Raw genomic sequence first — 17,301 nt, forward strand, 5'->3', positions numbered from 1 at the left:
TAATATAGGCTTTAAAGTTTGGGGGTAGTTAAAATTATAATTTATGGTATAGGTGTATTAATAATTATATATTCTATTATTGTTTTTTTAGATGTAAAACAAGAGTGTAAAACAGGAAGTGATTTTTTATATGCTTTAGAGTCAAATACAACACTTATTGTTCTTATACTAATATATTTAATTTGGTTATTTTCAAGGCTTATTGATTTAAGTTTTTAATAACAATGTTATGAATAAAGAGTTTGAAGGCTATCTATGGATATAAATATAGGTAGCTTATTTTAATACATAAATAAAAATATAATTGTAAGTTTTTTTAGCGCTTAATTTACATTCTTTTTAGTAAATTTAATTACAAACAAAAATGTTTACACAAAAAGTGGAGAAAAATATAGAATAATAAGAGATATTAAAGGGGACTATATAAGTAAATTATATTAATTAAAACTGGAGGGAATTATTAATGGAAGAAATGAAATGTCCTTTTACAGGAAAAGTAAGAAAAGATACTAGTGATGAAAAGGGGATAGCAAGTGAAGGAAATTCAAATAAAGATTGGTGGCCTAATCAATTAAATTTAAAATTATTAAGCCAAAACTGCAAAACTGTTTCACCTATGGATGCAGATTTTAATTACGGCGCAGAATTTAGTAAATTAGATTTATGTGAGATAAAAAAAGATATAAAAACTTTGATGAATACATCACAGGAATGGTGGCCAGCAGATTATGGACACTATGGACCTTTTTTCATTAGAATGGCATGGCATAGTGCAGGAACTTATAGAACTGGAGATGGGCGTGGAGGAGCAAATGTTGGAAATCAAAGATTTGCACCTATAAATAGTTGGCCTGATAATGTTAATTTAGATAAAGCAAGAAGACTTCTTTGGCCTATTAAACAACAATATGGAAATAAAATTTCTTGGGCAGATCTTATGATTCTAGCTGGAAACTGTGCATTTGAGTCTATGGGGCTTGAGATGGTTGGTTTTTCAGGTGGGAGAGTAGATATATGGGAGCCAGAGGAAGACACATACTGGGGAAAAGAAAAAGAGTGGTTAGATGATAATAGACATGAAGGTAAAGGACTTGAAGATCCACTTGCAGCGGTTCAGATGGGGCTTATATATGTTAATCCAGAAGGTCCAAATGGAGAGCCTAATGCAATTGAATCTGCTAAAGATATTAGGGAAACTTTTGAGCGAATGGGAATGGATGATGAAGAAACAGTAGCACTTGTAGCAGGTGGACACACTTTTGGTAAATGTCATGGAGCAGGAGATGCTACTCATGTTGGTGCAGAGCCAGAAGCAGCTTCAGTTGAAAAAATGGGATTTGGTTGGATAAGTTCACATGGAAGTGGTAAGGGAGAAGATACTATATCTAGTGGTATAGAGGGAGCTTGGACTCCAAACCCTATAAAATGGGATACTGGATATTTTGAAACTTTACTTGGATTTGATTGGAATTTAGTTAAGAGTCCAGCAGGAGCATTTCAGTGGATGCCAACTGACCCTAAAGCTAAGGAGCTAGTTCCAGATGCACATAACCCTTCAAAAACTCATGCACCTATGATGACAACAGCAGATTTAGCACTTAGAATGGATCCTGTTTATTTAGAAATATCTAAGAGATTCCATGAAAATCATGATGAATTTGAAAAGGTATTTGCAAATGCTTGGTTTAAATTAACACATAGAGATATGGGACCAAAAACTAGATATTTAGGAGCAGAAGCACCAAAAGAAGATTTCCTTTGGCAGGATGCATTTCCAAAAGCAGATTATGATAGTATTGATGAAAATGATGTTAAAGAGTTAAAAGCTAAGATAAAAGATACAGGGCTTTCAGTATCTGAACTTATTTCAACAGCGTGGGCTAGTGCAGTTACTTTTAGAGGAAGTGATTTTAGAGGTGGTGCAAATGGTGCTAGATTAAGACTTGCTCCTCAAAAATATTGGGAAGTAAATGAGCCTGGAAAACTTGAAAGAAAAATTTTAAAACTTGAAAAAGTAGTGGAAGAGTTTAATAGTAAACAAAGTAGTAAAAAAGTTAGTTTAGCTGATATAATAGTTCTTGCTGGAAATGTAGGAATAGAAATAGCTGCTGAAAAAAGTGGAATATGTTTAGAAGTTCCATTTACTAAAGGTAGAACAGATGCAACAGCAGAGCAAACTGATGTTAAATCATTTGAAGTGTTAGAACCAGTTGCAGATGCTTTTAGAAACTATCTAAAAGATGATTATAGTGTTTCAGCTGAAGAATTAATGGTAGATAAAGCACAATTGCTTAATTTAACAGCACCAGAACTTACAGTATTACTTGGTGGACTGAGAGTTCTTGGTATTAACTATAAAGAGTCAAAAAGTGGAGTGCTTACTGATAATGTAGGAGTTTTATCTAATGACTTCTTTATTAATCTACTTGATATGGCAACAGAGTGGAAAAAGAATGAAAATGATGAAAATCTGTTTGTTGGAGTTGATAGAAAAACTAGAGAAGAAAAATGGACTGCTACTAGAGTTGATTTGATTTTTGGATCAAACACTCAACTTAGAGCTATAGCAGAAATTTATGCAAGTTCAGATTCTAAAGAAAAATTCTTAAAAGATTTTGTTAATGCTTGGAATAAAGTTATGAATGCAGATAGATTTGATATAAAAAAAGATAAAATATAATTATTTAGTAAAATAGATTTTCAAAGTACAAAAAAATTATATATGGGAAAAGTCCTTCTAGGGTAGATGATACTTATAGAAGGACTTTTTTTGCAGTTTTTAATGTTGAAAGAAATATAATTATATACACCTAATATAAATATTTTCTTATATAATCATTAAATAAAGAGTTAGAAGAATATATATGTAGTTAGAAGAATTAGTTTAACTTGTAGAAAGGAGATTTTATGCCTAGAAAAAAACAGAAAGCAAAAAATAAAAAAGATTTTAGAAGGATTTCTCTTTCTAGGCTAAAGGATATCATTAATAAAAATAAAGATGATAAGACAGTCTACAAGGAGCTTTGTGAAAATGCTATAAGGATTAATAATAATAGGATTTTAGAAATTGTTAATAATATTCTTGATGATTTTAATATAGAGTTTGAAGAGATGAATAAACTTTATAATGATGCACAAGAAAAAATATTTAGTGGTAAACATTCTTACGAGATATGCAATTGGCTTGCTAAGAGTGATGAAAATGATTTAGATGGCAATATATTTGAAGGAGTAGAAATCTATAAAAATTTAAGTATTGAAACAAATAGAATTTTACATGACGTATTAAAAATTGTTGAGAGTGCAAAAGTTAATGAAGATGATTATAGAGTGGGGTATGCTGAATATTTTAAAAAGTCAGCTCCAGCAGTTGAGTTATATAGTAGAGCAGTCCTTCCAAGTATAGTTAATAGAACTAGATATATGCTTATGGAAGTTTATTTTTATATGAAGGAATGCATTACAGAGTGTGTTTCGAATTTTACAAATGGAATACTAGAATATGTGAAAGTATCATATGAGCAAGAGATACACACAACTGAGGAAAAAATATGTGGAAATGAAGGGAATATAGATAAGTCATTTAAAGATAGGTCATGGAGAGAAATAAGTAAAGTAGCAATTGAAAATGGATATATTTTAGAAAGGCAAAGTGGAGATCATGGGATTTTTATAAATAGCATTGGAAATGTGGTGGTTATTCCACAAGGTAGAAGTATTGGAAAGGGACTTCAAATTAGAATATTAAAAAGTATTGATTATATAGATATATAGATATTTGGGATATAATTAGTAGTTTAGAAATAGATATCAGATAAATAATTAAAAATCTACAATTAATTTTATTTGTAGATTTTTTAGTGTGTTCAATTTTAAATGAAACTAGTAAGTTTAATGCTGAAAAAACAGATATAAAAAAATATATATGTAATAGTATGAAATATTTACCTTTTGTTTTTAGAAAACACAAGCTTTATTAGAGTGAAATAGCTTATATTTACTACTAATTAATACTTATTATTAAAAAAATCATATTTTTTTCAATTTGCTATTTATTAATTCCGATAAAAATAGTAGAATATAAATATAAGATTAATTAAAAAATTTGAATTAGTCTGTTTGAGATTTATAGATTTGACGAAAACTATAAATATAGGATAAAGCCAAATAGGTTTTATATAATTAGAAATTAAGTTGTTTGAATATATATTATTAATTAATTCTAGAAATAAGTTTTCAATTCAGAGTATTTTGATAGGGATTTTTCGGAGTTAATAGGAGGAGAGTTTTATAATGCAAAAATTATTAGAAGTTAAAGGTCTTAAAAGTAAGGCTGATGATAAAGAGATATTAAAAGGTTTAGATATAACAGTAAATAAGGGTGAGATTCATGTAATTATGGGACCAAATGGAGCTGGTAAGTCAACTCTTGCAAATACACTTATGAGTCATCCAAGATATACACAAACTTCTGGAGAGATACTTTTCGAGGGTGAAGATATTTCAGGTCTTAAAACAGATGAAAGAGCTAGAAAAGGTTTATTCTTATCATTCCAAACACCAGAAGAGATTCCAGGGATAACAGTTGAGAATTTCTTAAAGACAGCTAAAACTTCTATTACAGGAGAAGCTGTTAGATATTTAAAGTTCAGCGGAGAGCTTAAAAAAATAAGTGAAAGCTTAAAAATTGATAAAGGATATCTTAGAAGATACCTAAATGTTGGATTCTCAGGTGGAGAAAAGAAGAAGAATGAAGTATTACAACTTCTTGCTTTAAATCCAAAACTAGCAATACTTGATGAAACAGATTCAGGACTAGATGTTGATGCTGTTAGAATAGTTTCAGAAGGAATTAAAATGTATGCAGGGAAAGATAATGCAGTTTTAATCATCACTCATAATAACAAAATCCTTGATAGCTTAGATGTTGACTATGTTCATATTTTAGTTGATGGAAAAATTGTTAAAACAGGTGATGCATCGCTTGCTAAAGAAATACAAGAGAATGGATTTGAACAGTTCAAAAATTAAGCAAAGGAGAGATTTTTAAAATGACAGATAATAAAAAAAGAACTCAGCTTGAAGATATGGACAGAGGAATCTATGATGTTAAAAATAAAGATGAGTTTAGTTACAAAACAGATAAAGGACTTACAGTAGAGGTTGTTGAAACAATTTCTAATGAAAAAAATGAACCAAAGTGGATGAAGGATTTCAGATTAAATGCTTTAAACGTTTATAATGAGATGGATATGCCAACATGGGGACCAGATTTATCAGCACTTAATATGGATGAGATAGTTACTTATGTTAAGCCAAAGGGTAAACTTGCAGAATCTTGGGATGAAGTTCCAGAAGATATCAAAAAAACTTTTGACCTTCTTGGTATTCCAGAGGCAGAGAAAGATTCACTTGCAGGAGTTGGAGCACAATATGATTCAGAAGTTGTATATCACTCAATCAAGAAAGAACTTGTAGAACAAGGTGTTATATATACAGATATGGAAACAGCACTAAGAGAGCATGAAGATATGGTAAAAGAGTACTTTATGACTTGTGTTCCAGTAAATGATCATAAATTTGCATCACTTCATGGAGCAGTTTGGTCAGGTGGATCATTTGTTTATGTACCAGAAGGAGTTCATGTTGATATTCCACTTCAATCATACTTTAGACTTAATTCACCAGGAGCTGGTCAGTTTGAGCATACTATGATTATTGTAGATAAGAATGCTAGTCTTCACTTTATAGAAGGGTGTTCTGCACCAAAATATAATTTAACAAACTTACATGCAGGATGTGTTGAGTTATTTGTTAAAGAAGGAGCAACTCTTAGATATTCAACAATAGAAAACTGGTCAAAAAATATGATGAACCTTAATACTAAGAAAGCTTTAGTTGATAAAGATGGAACAATCGAATGGGTTTCAGGTTCATTTGGTTCAAGAGTTTCTATGCTTTACCCAACAAGTGTACTTAGAGGAGAAAATGCTAAGTCAGAATTCACAGGAGTTTCATTTGCAGGTGCTGGTCAAAACCTTGATACAGGTGCAAAAGTAATTCATGCTGCTAAAAATACATCATCAACAATTAATTCTAAATCAATTGCTAAAGATGGTGGAAATGCAACATATAGAGGTCTTGTAAAGATTAATGCTAATGCAGAAGGTTCAAAATCAACAGTTTCATGTGAGTCTTTAATGCTTGATGAAATTTCAAAATCAGATACAATTCCAGTTATTGATATTGCTACTGATAAAGTAGAAATGAGCCACGAAGCTAAGATAGGTAAAATCAGTGATGATGCTATATTCTATCTTATGAGTAGAGGAATTAGTGAGGAAGAAGCTAAAGCTATGATAGTTAGAGGATTTGTTGAGCCAATTTCAAAAGAGTTACCTCTTGAATATGCTGTTGAAATGAATAACCTAATTACTCTTGAGCTTGAAGGGAGTATAGGATAATGAAATTTAAAGAATTAAATAAGATTCCAGTTAGAACTGGTAATAAACAAGGTGTTAATGAGATTTCTCTTGATATAGAGAAGTTAACAATAGATAGATTTACAAATGTTAATATAAATTTAAATGGTGTAACAGGAGCTGCAGTTTCTGATTTAGTTGGAAATGAAGACTTTAATGAACTTAAATACGGAGTTTCAGATAGATTGCTTGATGAAGCTACAAGAGAGTTTACAAATGGACTTATGATTAAAATAGATGATAATGCTATAATTTCTGAAAATATAGTAATTGATTTTAAATTTGATGAGTCAAACTCAACACTTATAGATAATATTGTTATATTTGCAGGAGAAAATTCAAAGGCAAATATTATAATAAAATATTCATCAGATGAAAGTCTTGTTGGATACCATAATGGAGTATGTAGAATATTTGCAAGTAAAAATTCTGAGGTGAAAGTTTCAAAAGTAAATATACTTGGAAGTAAAGTAAATAACTTTGATTCAAATATATCAGAAGTTTTAGATAATGCTAAGGTAGATTTTATTGCAATTGACCTTGGTGGAGAAAATACAGTTTCAAGTTATGAAGCAATTCTTCTTGGAAATGGTTCAAAAGGTGACTTATCATCAGTTTATATAGGAACAGATAGTGAAAAAATAGACCTTAATTATGTTATGACAATCAAAGGTCAAAAATCTGTTGCAAATATGGATGTTAAAGGAGCTCTTAGAGATAAAGCAGTTAAGAACTTTAAAGGTACACTTGATTTTAAAATGGGTGCTAAAAAGAGTAAAGGTGTAGAAGAAGAATTCTGTATGCTTTTATCAGATAAAGCAAGATCAAGATCAGTTCCATTATTACTTTGTGAGGAAGATGATGTTTCAGGTGAGCATGCTGCTTCATCAGGAAGTATTGATGAGAATAAATTATTTTATTTAATGACTAGAGGGATTTCATATGATGAGGCAAGATTCTTAATAATCAATGCTGCATTTAACCCAATAGTTGATAAGATAAGCCATGAAGATATTCAAAGTGAAATTTTAGCTTATATCAAAAATAGATTAGCTTAAAATTTATAGTATTTTTATGTAGCTGTATCAATGTATCTTTAGGTATATATAGCTCTGATACAGCTATATGCTAAATATTATAAAGTTAGAAAAGGAGAGAATTTAAATGTTAAATAGAGATTTTAGTAAAGATTTCCCTGTACTTTTAGAAAAAGATGGAAAGAGAGTTATATATCTTGATAGTGGTGCGACTACTCAAAAACCTTATAGCGTAATAGAAGCTGTTGAAAAATATTATAAGCAGGAGAATGCTAATCCTCATAGAGGGGCATATAAACTTTCTATGGTAGCAACAGATGTTTATGAGGGTGCTAGAGAAAAAGTTAGAAAATTTATTGGTGCAGAAAAAGTAGAAGAGATTATATTTACAAAAAACTCTACTGAGGCATTTAATCTTCTTGCTATGAGCTATGGAATGAATTTTATAGAAAAAGGTGATGAAATTGTTATATCAATAGCAGAACATCATTCAAATTTAATTCCTTGGCAAAATGTTGCAAGAGCTAAGGGAGCAATCCTAAAGTATATGTATGTTGATGAAAATGGTCAGCTTACAGATGAAGAAATTAATTCTAAAATTACAGAAAAAACAAAACTTGTAAGTGTTACAGGAGTTTCAAATGTACTAGGAATTAAAAATCCAATTGAAAAGATTATAAAAATTGCCCATGATAATGGAGCAAAAGTTATTATAGATGGAGCACAGATGGTTCCACATAGAAAAGTAAATGTAACAGAACTTGATGCAGATTTTATGATATTCTCAGGACATAAAATGCTTGGACCTATGGGGATTGGTGTTTTATATGGAAAAGCTGAAATACTAAATGATATGCCACCTTATATGTTTGGTGGAGATATGGTTGAATATGTACATGAGGAAACAGCTACATTTGCACCACTTCCTTATAAATTTGAAGGTGGAACACAAAATGTTGGGGCAGCAGCAGGACTTGGAGCTGCAATAGACTATCTTGAAGAAATAGGAATGGAAAATATAGAAGCTATTGAAAAAGAACTTACAGAGTATGCACTTGAAAAATTTAAAGCATTACCTTATATTAAGATATATGGTACAAGTGATGCACATTTAAAAGAGGGCGTAATTTCATTTGAAATGGAAGGAGTTCACCCACATGATGTTTCTAGTATACTTGATAGTTATAATATAGCTGTAAGAGCTGGAAATCACTGTGCACAGCCTCTAATGAGATTTCTAGATGTTAACTCAACAACAAGAGCAAGTCTATACTTCTACAATACAAAAGAAGATGTAGATAAGCTTATAGAGGGACTTGAAAAAATACACAATATGTTTAAAAGGTGGATGTAATATAATGGATTTACAAGAAGTTTATACAGAATTAATAATGGAACACAATATGTCAAAAAGAAATAGAAGAGAAATTCTTGGGTGTGATGCCTGTGAAAAAGGTCATAACCCAAGTTGTGGAGATGAAATAGAAATACAAGTTAAATATGATGGTGATAAAATTTCAGACCTTGCATTTACTGGAACAGGATGTGCAATATCACAAGCTTCAACTTCAATGATGATTGATCTTGTAAAAGGAAAAACAAAAGAAGAAGCTAAAGAATTTATTCATACTTTCCTTGGTATGATAAAAAGAGATATAAAAGATGAAGAAACACTTGAAACATTAGAAGATGCAATGGTACTTCAAAATATCTCAAATATGCCAGCTAGAGTTAAATGTGCTGTACTTGCATGGCACACTCTTGATGAAATAATGAAAAAATAAACCTAAGATTTAAAGATTATAATAAATAACATTTACTAAGAAATTAGTGAGTGTTATTTTTCATACCTGTATATATGATATAATTGTGGTAATAATAAGTAGAAATAAGGGGTGGATTTATGGGAATAAAAGAACTAGAACCAAGATATACTTTAGAAGAGTTTTTAGAGGAAGAAGAAATAGCAAAACATCCTTTAGAATATATAGATGGTTATATTTATGCTAAATCATTTACTTCAATAAATCACAATATAATTACAGGTAATATAGTAGCAGATTTAGTTTTTTATCTTAAAAAGAAATCTTGCACCGTTTTTTCAGAGCAGATAGAAGTAATTATGGGAAAAGACAGAGTTAAGCCAGATGTATTTGTTGTATGTAAAAAAGATGGGAATGATGATTTTGAGAAAAAAGGTCAATCATTTTTAACTATTCCAAGTCTTATATTTGAGGTTGTTTCAAAAAGTAATGCAACGCTTGATACAATAACTAAAATGCAGTTATATGCAAAGTTTAGAGTAAAGGAATATAATCTTGTATATCAAGAAGGAACTATACAGCAATATACTTTAACGGAAGAAGGAACATATTATTTAAATAGATCTTATGATATTAGAGATATCTATGAAAGTTTAGAGTTTAAGGATTTTTCTTTAGAGCTTAAAGACGTGTTTGATTTTTTATAAAATAATAAAGTGAAATTTAAAGAAGTAAGATAAATGTTAAAAGGTTCTATAATGCTAATTGCAATTATAGAACCTTTTGTATTTTATTAAATTAATTTAAAAGTCTATTTATTTCTTTATAGTCAGTGATATTTTTAGCAGGTGCTACAATATCTAAAAATACAGATTCATCATCTTCTTGGCCATGAGAATGGTTTATTAAGATACTATTTAAATCTTCTGATAAATTTAGTATAAGAGTATGTACTGTACTAGCAGCTCCTTTAATTTCGCTTGGAACTTGAAGCTCAATATGTGCAATATATTTATTATCAGCAAATTTATCTCTAGTGTTTGTAGCAGAAAAATAATATGACTTATCACCAAGAGTTATAAGTCCATTTAAAAGCTTTTGAACTTGAAATCCTTTAAGAGTATTAAATTTAAATAGTTTAGCATCTATTTTTATTGCTACATTATCATGTAAGACATCATTTGTTAGATAGTTTATAGCTAGTCCATTATAAGATTTATTTATCTTCACAGGAACACTGTAAATTGATATTGAAATAAAGATAAGTATAAATATTATAAAAAATTTCTTTGTTATGTTAATTTTCTTTAAGTCCATAAAAAAATCTCCTTTTAGTTATATAAGAATATTTTACAATAAAAAACTATAATTGTAAAAATATGTTTTGTTAATTAAATTTAGGCGATAGTTGTAATTCTGTGATAAATCTATAAATGTAAAAGATATATATAATTCAGATAAATATAAAAAAACATAAAATTTGTAAATGTTGTGTTAATTTTGGGAAAATATTGAAAAATAGATTTACTACATACGAATAATAAAGTATTCTTATGTTATAAATGGTAAAAGGAGGGGTTTTTATGAGTAATAAAGAGATTTGTAATTGTGGATGTGAAGAGCATAATCATATTCATACACATGAGGAGTGTGCTTGTGGATGTGATGAGCATAAGCATGGTGTAGAAGTTTGTCATTGTGGATGTGAGGAGCATAATCATGTTCATACACATGTACATGAAGAATGTGCTTGTGGGTGTGATGAGCATAAACATGCAACAGAAGTTTGTCACTGTGGATGCACAGAGCATAATCATAAACATTAATTAGATATATAAGAAAGTAAGAGTATTTTGGTACTCTTATTTTTTAAGACAATAACTGATAATCACATATCAATTGATTTATAGTAATCATTTGTTATAATGTTAGTAGTTAATAAAATGCAATCTATTTGTAATTGATTTGCAATTAGTCTGCTGAGGAGTGTGAGATGAAAAATTTAAAGAATACAAAATCATATAGTAAATTTATATTTTGGCTGATTATATTTTCAGCTATTTTAGTTTTAACTATTATTTTAGGTGTAGCATTTGGTAGTACAAATATAAAACCTAGCATTGTTTATGAGTTTTTAGTAGAAAAGGTAACTGGTATAAATTTATCAGGACGAGAAATAGAGGCATCAGTTTCAGCTATTATTTGGGAGATAAGGCTTCCAAGAGTAATACTTGCTGCAATAACTGGTGGGACATTAGCACTTTGTGGAGTATTAATGCAATGTGTTACAAGAAATTCTATTGCTGATCCATATATTCTTGGAATATCATCAGGAGCTAGTGCAGGAGCCGTTGCTGTAATTATTATAGGTGGAAGTGTTCTTGGAGGAATAAGTATTATAGGTGGAGCTTTCATGGGAGCAATACTTTGTGGAGTTTTAGTTTTTCTAATAGGTACACAATGTGGAAGAACAAGTTCTACAACTAGGCTTGTTTTATCAGGACTTGCCCTATCGACTATTTTTTCAGCAATTACAAATCTATTGATTTATTCAGCAGAAAATTCAAATCAAGCAAAATCAGCTATGTTTTGGACTATGGGAAGTCTTGGTGGAGCTAAGTGGGATGTTATATTATTACCTTTAGTAGCTCTAATTACTGTTCTGATAATATCTATAATGCTTTCAAAATCACTTGATTTATTATTATTTGGAGATGATAGTGCAGTGATGCTTGGGATGAATGTAAAACTTATAAAAAGTGTAGTTTTATTATCATCAACATTTTTAATAGCGATAGTTGTTTCACTTACAGGAGCAATTGGATTTATAGGACTTATAGTGCCTCATGTTGTTAGAACTATAACAGGAAGCAATCATAAGCAGCTTATAATTTTATCTGTAATTCTTGGAGCAACTTTTTTAATTGGTTCAGATGTAATTGCAAGAGTAATCTTTGCACCAAAAGAAGTTCCGATAGGGATTATAACAGCTCTTATAGGTGGTCCATTCTTCTTATGGCTTATAGGAAAAAATAATTATTCCTTTGGAGGTAAGAATTAATGAATAAACTAAGAGTAAACGATTTAGATTTTTATATAGATAATAAAAAGATATTAAATAAGGTTTCACTTGAAATAAAAGAAGGGCAGTTTGTTGGAATTATTGGAGCTAATGGTTCGGGTAAATCTACTCTTCTTAAAAATATTTATAGAATATATAAGCCAAAGTCTGGAGAGATAGAACTTGATGGACTTAATATGCAAAGTATGAGTCCAAAAGAGATTGCAAAGAAAGTAGCTGTCCTTGCACAGGAAAGTTCTAGTGAGTTTGATTTTAAGGTTGAAGATATAGTGAAAATGGGAAGATATCCATATAAGTCTATATTTGAAGATTATTCAAAAAGTGATATGAATCTTGTTTGTGAAATGCTTAAAAAAGTTGGGCTTGAAGAATTTTCAGACAGGAGCTTTAATAGTTTATCAGGTGGGGAAAAGCAAAGAACTTTAATTGCTAGGGCACTTGTACAAAAAGCAGATTTTTTAGTATTAGATGAGCCAACTAACCATTTAGATATTGGATATCAACTTCAAATTATGGATATAGTTAAAAAGCTTAAAATAACAACATTTGCAGCAATACATGATATGAATATGGCTACAATGTACTGTGATTATATAGTTATAATGCAAAAAGGGCAAGTTATAGCAAGTGGAAGAACTAGAGAAATTTTAACTAAGGAAATGATAAAGCAGATATTTAATATAGATTGTCACATAGGAAAGCATCCAATAACAGGAGAGGCGCATATTTTTTATTTAAGCGAACATGAGCATATAAATGGAATGGGAACAGGGCATGTACATGGACAGTCATATACAGGAAAACATAAACATTAATTAAAAAATAGGGGGAGTTTTTATGAGTAAAAAAATAAAATTATTATTAGTTGGGTTATCAGTGGTACTAGCATCAGGAAGTTTTATGGCTTGTGGTGCAAATGAGAAGACAGAAGAAGGTGGAAAAGTTGAAACTGAGCAAAGTAATGATGCAGAGGGAACATTATATTCATATACATATAATGATGGGACATCTAAGGTAGATGTAAGTGTTACAAAAGCTCCACAAAAAGCAGTTACACTATCTCAGTTTATGACTGAAATGCTTTTAGCATTAGACCTTGGAGATAGAATGGTTGGTACAGCTCTTTTAGATAATGAAGTTTTACCACAGTTTAAGGAAGCTTATGATAAAGTTCCAGAACTTGAAATAGGTGAGGGACATTCTATTTCAAAGGAAGCATTTGTAGCACTTAGCCCAGATTTTGTTTCAGGATGGGAAATGTCTATAACAAATGAAACAACAGGGTCGGCAGAAGATTTAGCAGAAGATGGAGTATATCCATTTGTTTTAAAATCATTAGCAGGTGATGCAACAGTAGAAACTGTATATGAAGATTTTATAGCACTTGGAAAAATATTTGATGTAGAAGATAAAGCAGCAAAAGTTATAGAAGATATGAAAGCTAAAATAGCAACAGTTACCGAAAGTTTAAAAGATATAAAAGATGAAGATAAGATTGATGTTATGATATATGACTCAGGAGAGAAAGATGCAATGGTAGTAGGGGCAGGACTTCCAAATAATCTTATAACTCTTGCAGGTGGTAATAATATATATGGAGATTTAGATAATACTTATGAAACAGTATCATTTGAAAGTATAGTTGAAAAAAATCCACAGGTAATACTTGTAACAGAATTTATGGCAGGAGATAAAGCAGTTGATAAAATTGAGTTCTTAAAATCACATCCAGGACTTAAAAATGTTGATGCTATAAAAAATAATAACTTCTTTGTGATGCCACTTGCAGATTTATCACCAGGTGTAAGAAGTGAAAAAGCTATAACAGAAATGAATGAAATGTTCTATGGGCAGAAGTAAGAAATAATAGAATAAGTATTTTAAAAATAGGATTGTTTGAAAAAATAGTCCTATTTTTATGTGCAAAATAATAATTTTTTGAAAATAGTGTAAGATTTTAAGAGAAGGTTCGTTATAGTAGGTGTAGAGAGTGAGCAAGGGGGATAGAGATATGTGGGTGAGTGAGAAAAATTTTATCAAAAAGCTTAAAAAGAAAGATGAAAAAGCTTTGGAATATGTTATAGATAATTATAGTTATATAGTAAATTCAGTTTGCAGGAAAATTTTATATAATATTTGTGATAATGGTGTTATTGAGGAATGTATATATGATGTATTTATGGCTGTTTGGGATAATGCTTTGAAGTTTGATGGTGATGTGGAGAAGTTTAAAAGTTGGATTGGGCTTATAAGTAGACATAAAGCTATTGATTATTATAGGAAGCATAGTAAAGAAGTATATAAAACAATTTTGAATGAAGAAATTTGTGAGGGAGCAAGAAGTCCTCTTGATGAAATGATAGAAAATAATAATTATAAAAGTGCGATAGAGCTTATAAATACTCTTTCAGATATAGATAGAAAGATTATCTCAATGAGGTTTATTCTAGGTTATTCAAGTAAAGAAGTAGCGATTTTGATGGATTTAAGTGTTGGCAGTATTGATACTAGGACGAGTAGAGCTAGAAAGAAGCTTAAAGAAGATTATAAAAAGGTTATGGAGGTGTAGGAGATGGATGATAATAAGGATATATATGAGCTTTTTAATGATATGGATTTTGAAGTAACAAAGGATATTAAAAGTAATGATTTAGATGAATTAAGTAAGAGTAGACTTAAAAAGAAATTTAGAAATAGTAGAAAAAAGAAAAGTAATAAAATGAAAATAGCTGTTATGGTAGCAAGTATAGCTCTTGTAAGTATTCCATTTGCAGAGCCTGTTATATCAGAAATAAGAGATAAGTATTTTTATACTGAGGGTACAGGTATAGTATCATCAAATAATAAAGATATTTATAAGATTATGGAACCTATTATTTATAAAGATACCATAGTTAAAAATATTTTAATTACAGATAGCAATTTAGAAGTAGGTCTTTGGGTAAATGCAGGGGATGAAAAACTTATAAATGAAGATTATATTTATATAGAAAATGAAGAGGGCGAGAGAGTTAATTTCCTATATGAAGGTGTTGGTTGTGGAGGAGAAAACTCATATATATCACTTACTTTTAATATTGATGAAGGAATGACAAAGTTTAATTTAGTTATAGATGGTGAGAGTAAAGAAATTAATTTATTAAAGGTTAAAACAGTTAATGATTATAAAGAAATTGGAGAATATTCAGAAAGTAGTGGAATTATTCTTGGAGTTAAAACTTATGAAATGAATGGAAAAACTTATGTACCTATTTGGGATAGTGTAGCAATTGATAGTAATGGAAAAAGTTATGTATCTAATATATACAAAGATGATATAGAAATAGTAGATAGTAGTGGTAGAAGATTAAGGAAAGAATATTCATCTTACTCTGGAAGTTCGATAGAATTTGAATTTACAGATGATGTTAAAGGTGCTTATATGAATATTAGTAAAGTTGAGATTGGATATAGTATAAAAGAGAAAGATATGAAAGCGTTAGAACTTCCAAAAGAAGGAGAGATAATTGAGATTAATGAAAGTGTAAAAATAGATGATTTAGGTGAGATTACAATTAAATCTATTGAAAGAGAAGATAATTTGTATAAAATTATTATTGGAAGTGAAAACTTTGGTAATGATAATATAAAAGGAGTTATTGCGAGGCTGAGTAGAAATGGAGCTGGTGCAATTGGGTTTGGTGATGGAACAGAAGGGGAAATTAGTATAGAAAGAGAAGATTTAACTTTAAAAGAAAAACTTACAGGAAAGTTAGATTTTGAAATTGTTAGTATGGGTATTGAAGCAATAGGTGATTGGAGTATTAAACTTGATTAGGAAGTTAGCTGTAGGAGATAGGTTAGTGAATAAAAAATAATGAAATATGCTATAATTAAGGTAATATAATAAATGAAATAGTGGAGGATATTATGGAGAATATGGGTTTAGAAGGTACTTATGATAAAGTACAAGATAACAGTTATAAAGAAATATGGGATGTTGCAATTGGCTTAAATAAAGTTGATAATTTACTTCCATCTAAGTATTTATTAGAAATAAGTAAGCAGTCATATGAGATAGGTAAAAGTACTGATGATATAGAAAAAGCCCTTAATAAATATTATTCAACACTTAATACTGATGATGAAGTTATAGCAAATGAAAGAGAATGTGATATTGTTTCAACTAGGATTGTAAAAATACTTGGAGATAAAAGTTTCAATTTTAGTCCTATATATTTAAAAACTATACACAGGATTTTATTTACAGATGTATTTAAATATCCGCTAAATAATTATATAGGGAAATTTAGGGAGTATAATATAACTAAAAAAGAATCTGTATTAAAAAATGAGTCAGTAACTTATGGTGATTATAATGGATTATTAGATTATTTAAAATATGATTTTGATGTTGAAGCAGAAATTAATTATGCTAAATTAACAGTAGAAGAGCAAGTAAAGAGAATAGCAAAATTTACGTCAGCTATTTGGCAAGTACATCCTTTTTGTGAAGGTAATACACGAACAGTAGCAGTTTTTATGATAAAATATTTAAACTTTTTAGGTTATGAAGTTAATAATAATTTATTTAAGGAACACTCTAAATATTTTAGAGATGCATTAGTATTATCAAATTACACTAATATAAAACTTGGATATAAAGCTAGTTATAAGTATCTAGAAAGTTTTTACTATAAGCTTATAAGTGAGCAAGAAATAGAATTAGAAATTGTGAATTAGAAGATTGATTTAAAATTTATATAATTGATTTAAAGTTTGTATATAAGAAGAAAGTTATTTTAGGGTTAAAATCTTAAAATAGCTTTTTAGGTTTTAAAATAATATGTAATTAAGATGATTATTTAAGCATATACATAATTTAAACGAATTTTTAGGAGGGGTTATTTTAGATCGGAAGAGCGTCGTGTAGGGAAAGAGTGTAGGCTATAGTGTAG

General features: G+C 29.4%; 16 protein-coding genes. 15 read left to right on the forward strand and 1 reads right to left on the reverse strand.

All coding sequences use genetic code 11. From position 1 onward, the window contains the following. The first annotated feature begins 463 nt into the window (after positions 1–463). From katG to Q0V15_RS06810, 8 genes are all read left to right on the forward strand, one after another. Entirely contained in the window at positions 464–2,680 is a 2,217-nt protein-coding gene (katG, locus tag Q0V15_RS06775; protein WP_297437291.1) for a catalase/peroxidase HPI, read from the forward strand. Positions 2,681–2,907: 227 nt separating this feature from the next. Continuing rightward, positions 2,908–3,774, forward strand: coding sequence for a type II toxin-antitoxin system HicA family toxin (locus Q0V15_RS06780; RefSeq protein WP_297437293.1), 867 nt, complete (start codon positions 2,908–2,910; stop codon positions 3,772–3,774). 516 nt (positions 3,775–4,290) lie between these two features. After that, on the forward strand, positions 4,291–5,031 hold the full coding sequence (sufC, locus tag Q0V15_RS06785; protein ID WP_297437321.1) for a Fe-S cluster assembly ATPase SufC: 741 nt from the start codon (positions 4,291–4,293) through the stop codon (positions 5,029–5,031). A 20-nt stretch (positions 5,032–5,051) separates the two neighbouring features. Then, a complete protein-coding gene (gene sufB, locus Q0V15_RS06790; protein ID WP_297437295.1) occupies positions 5,052–6,464 on the forward strand; it encodes a Fe-S cluster assembly protein SufB in 1,413 nt (470 codons plus the stop codon). After that, positions 6,464–7,540, forward strand: coding sequence for a Fe-S cluster assembly protein SufD (gene sufD, locus Q0V15_RS06795; RefSeq protein ID WP_297437297.1), 1,077 nt, complete (start codon positions 6,464–6,466; stop codon positions 7,538–7,540). Before sufB ends, sufD begins: the two co-directional genes overlap by 1 nt. Before the next feature lie 106 nt (positions 7,541–7,646). Further along, the gene (locus Q0V15_RS06800) at positions 7,647–8,873 is read left to right on the forward strand and encodes a cysteine desulfurase (RefSeq protein ID WP_297437299.1); all 1,227 of its coding nucleotides are present in this window, start codon (positions 7,647–7,649) and stop codon (positions 8,871–8,873) included. 4 nt (positions 8,874–8,877) lie between these two features. After that, positions 8,878–9,303 carry a Fe-S cluster assembly sulfur transfer protein SufU gene (gene sufU, locus Q0V15_RS06805; RefSeq protein ID WP_297437301.1) on the forward strand — a complete coding sequence of 142 codons (426 nt, stop codon included), beginning with the start codon at positions 8,878–8,880 and terminating at the stop codon, positions 9,301–9,303. Positions 9,304–9,422: 119 nt separating this feature from the next. Further along, entirely contained in the window at positions 9,423–9,989 is a 567-nt protein-coding gene (locus Q0V15_RS06810; protein ID WP_297437303.1) for a Uma2 family endonuclease, read from the forward strand. Positions 9,990–10,080: 91 nt separating this feature from the next. Here the strand turns inward: Q0V15_RS06810 and Q0V15_RS06815 are convergent, their stop codons facing one another. Beyond that, positions 10,081–10,599, reverse strand: coding sequence for a hypothetical protein (locus tag Q0V15_RS06815; RefSeq protein WP_297437305.1), 519 nt, complete (start codon positions 10,597–10,599; stop codon positions 10,081–10,083). A 266-nt stretch (positions 10,600–10,865) separates the two neighbouring features. On the opposite strand from Q0V15_RS06815, the gene Q0V15_RS06820 reads away from it, so the two are divergent. The 7 genes from Q0V15_RS06820 (at position 10,866) to Q0V15_RS06850 (ending at position 17,086) form a co-directional block, all read left to right on the forward strand. Beyond that, the gene (locus Q0V15_RS06820; RefSeq protein ID WP_297437307.1) at positions 10,866–11,108 is read left to right on the forward strand and encodes a hypothetical protein; all 243 of its coding nucleotides are present in this window, start codon (positions 10,866–10,868) and stop codon (positions 11,106–11,108) included. A gap of 167 nt (positions 11,109–11,275) precedes the next feature. Next, on the forward strand, positions 11,276–12,343 hold the full coding sequence (locus Q0V15_RS06825; RefSeq protein WP_297437309.1) for an iron ABC transporter permease: 1,068 nt from the start codon (positions 11,276–11,278) through the stop codon (positions 12,341–12,343). Further along, positions 12,343–13,179: an ABC transporter ATP-binding protein gene (locus Q0V15_RS06830; RefSeq protein WP_297437311.1), complete on the forward strand. Its 837-nt coding sequence runs from the start codon at positions 12,343–12,345 to the stop codon at positions 13,177–13,179. The genes Q0V15_RS06825 and Q0V15_RS06830 overlap by 1 nt, the downstream gene beginning before the upstream one ends. 22 nt (positions 13,180–13,201) lie before the next feature. Next, entirely contained in the window at positions 13,202–14,224 is a 1,023-nt protein-coding gene (locus tag Q0V15_RS06835; RefSeq protein WP_297437313.1) for an ABC transporter substrate-binding protein, read from the forward strand. A 151-nt stretch (positions 14,225–14,375) separates the two neighbouring features. After that, on the forward strand, positions 14,376–14,933 hold the full coding sequence (locus Q0V15_RS06840) for a sigma-70 family RNA polymerase sigma factor (protein WP_297437315.1): 558 nt from the start codon (positions 14,376–14,378) through the stop codon (positions 14,931–14,933). A 3-nt stretch (positions 14,934–14,936) separates the two neighbouring features. Further along, on the forward strand, positions 14,937–16,181 hold the full coding sequence (locus tag Q0V15_RS06845; protein ID WP_297437317.1) for a hypothetical protein: 1,245 nt from the start codon (positions 14,937–14,939) through the stop codon (positions 16,179–16,181). A 92-nt stretch (positions 16,182–16,273) separates the two neighbouring features. After that, positions 16,274–17,086, forward strand: a complete 813-nt coding sequence (locus tag Q0V15_RS06850) for a Fic family protein (protein ID WP_297437319.1) — start codon at positions 16,274–16,276, stop codon at positions 17,084–17,086. Positions 17,087–17,301 lie beyond the last annotated feature (215 nt).

Origin of the sequence: uncultured Clostridium sp. (assembly GCF_947036855.1) — a bacterium.
GTDB lineage: Bacteria > Bacillota > Clostridia > Clostridiales > Clostridiaceae > Sarcina.

What these genes read in the sequence shown, in the direction of transcription:
- katG (WP_297437291.1), top strand. Translation starts at nt 464, where the DNA reads ATGGAAGAAATGAAATGTCCTTTTACAGGAAAAGTAAGAAAAGATACT.
- Q0V15_RS06780 (WP_297437293.1), top strand. Translation starts at nt 2,908, where the DNA reads ATGCCTAGAAAAAAACAGAAAGCAAAAAATAAAAAAGATTTTAGAAGG.
- sufB (WP_297437295.1), top strand. Translation starts at nt 5,052, where the DNA reads ATGACAGATAATAAAAAAAGAACTCAGCTTGAAGATATGGACAGAGGA.
- sufD (WP_297437297.1), top strand. Translation starts at nt 6,464, where the DNA reads ATGAAATTTAAAGAATTAAATAAGATTCCAGTTAGAACTGGTAATAAA.
- Q0V15_RS06800 (WP_297437299.1), top strand. Translation starts at nt 7,647, where the DNA reads ATGTTAAATAGAGATTTTAGTAAAGATTTCCCTGTACTTTTAGAAAAA.
- sufU (WP_297437301.1), top strand. Translation starts at nt 8,878, where the DNA reads ATGGATTTACAAGAAGTTTATACAGAATTAATAATGGAACACAATATG.
- Q0V15_RS06810 (WP_297437303.1), top strand. Translation starts at nt 9,423, where the DNA reads ATGGGAATAAAAGAACTAGAACCAAGATATACTTTAGAAGAGTTTTTA.
- Q0V15_RS06815 (WP_297437305.1), bottom strand. Translation starts at nt 10,599, where the DNA reads ATGGACTTAAAGAAAATTAACATAACAAAGAAATTTTTTATAATATTT.
- Q0V15_RS06820 (WP_297437307.1), top strand. Translation starts at nt 10,866, where the DNA reads ATGAGTAATAAAGAGATTTGTAATTGTGGATGTGAAGAGCATAATCAT.
- Q0V15_RS06825 (WP_297437309.1), top strand. Translation starts at nt 11,276, where the DNA reads ATGAAAAATTTAAAGAATACAAAATCATATAGTAAATTTATATTTTGG.
- Q0V15_RS06830 (WP_297437311.1), top strand. Translation starts at nt 12,343, where the DNA reads ATGAATAAACTAAGAGTAAACGATTTAGATTTTTATATAGATAATAAA.
- Q0V15_RS06835 (WP_297437313.1), top strand. Translation starts at nt 13,202, where the DNA reads ATGAGTAAAAAAATAAAATTATTATTAGTTGGGTTATCAGTGGTACTA.
- Q0V15_RS06840 (WP_297437315.1), top strand. Translation starts at nt 14,376, where the DNA reads ATGTGGGTGAGTGAGAAAAATTTTATCAAAAAGCTTAAAAAGAAAGAT.
- Q0V15_RS06845 (WP_297437317.1), top strand. Translation starts at nt 14,937, where the DNA reads ATGGATGATAATAAGGATATATATGAGCTTTTTAATGATATGGATTTT.
- Q0V15_RS06850 (WP_297437319.1), top strand. Translation starts at nt 16,274, where the DNA reads ATGGAGAATATGGGTTTAGAAGGTACTTATGATAAAGTACAAGATAAC.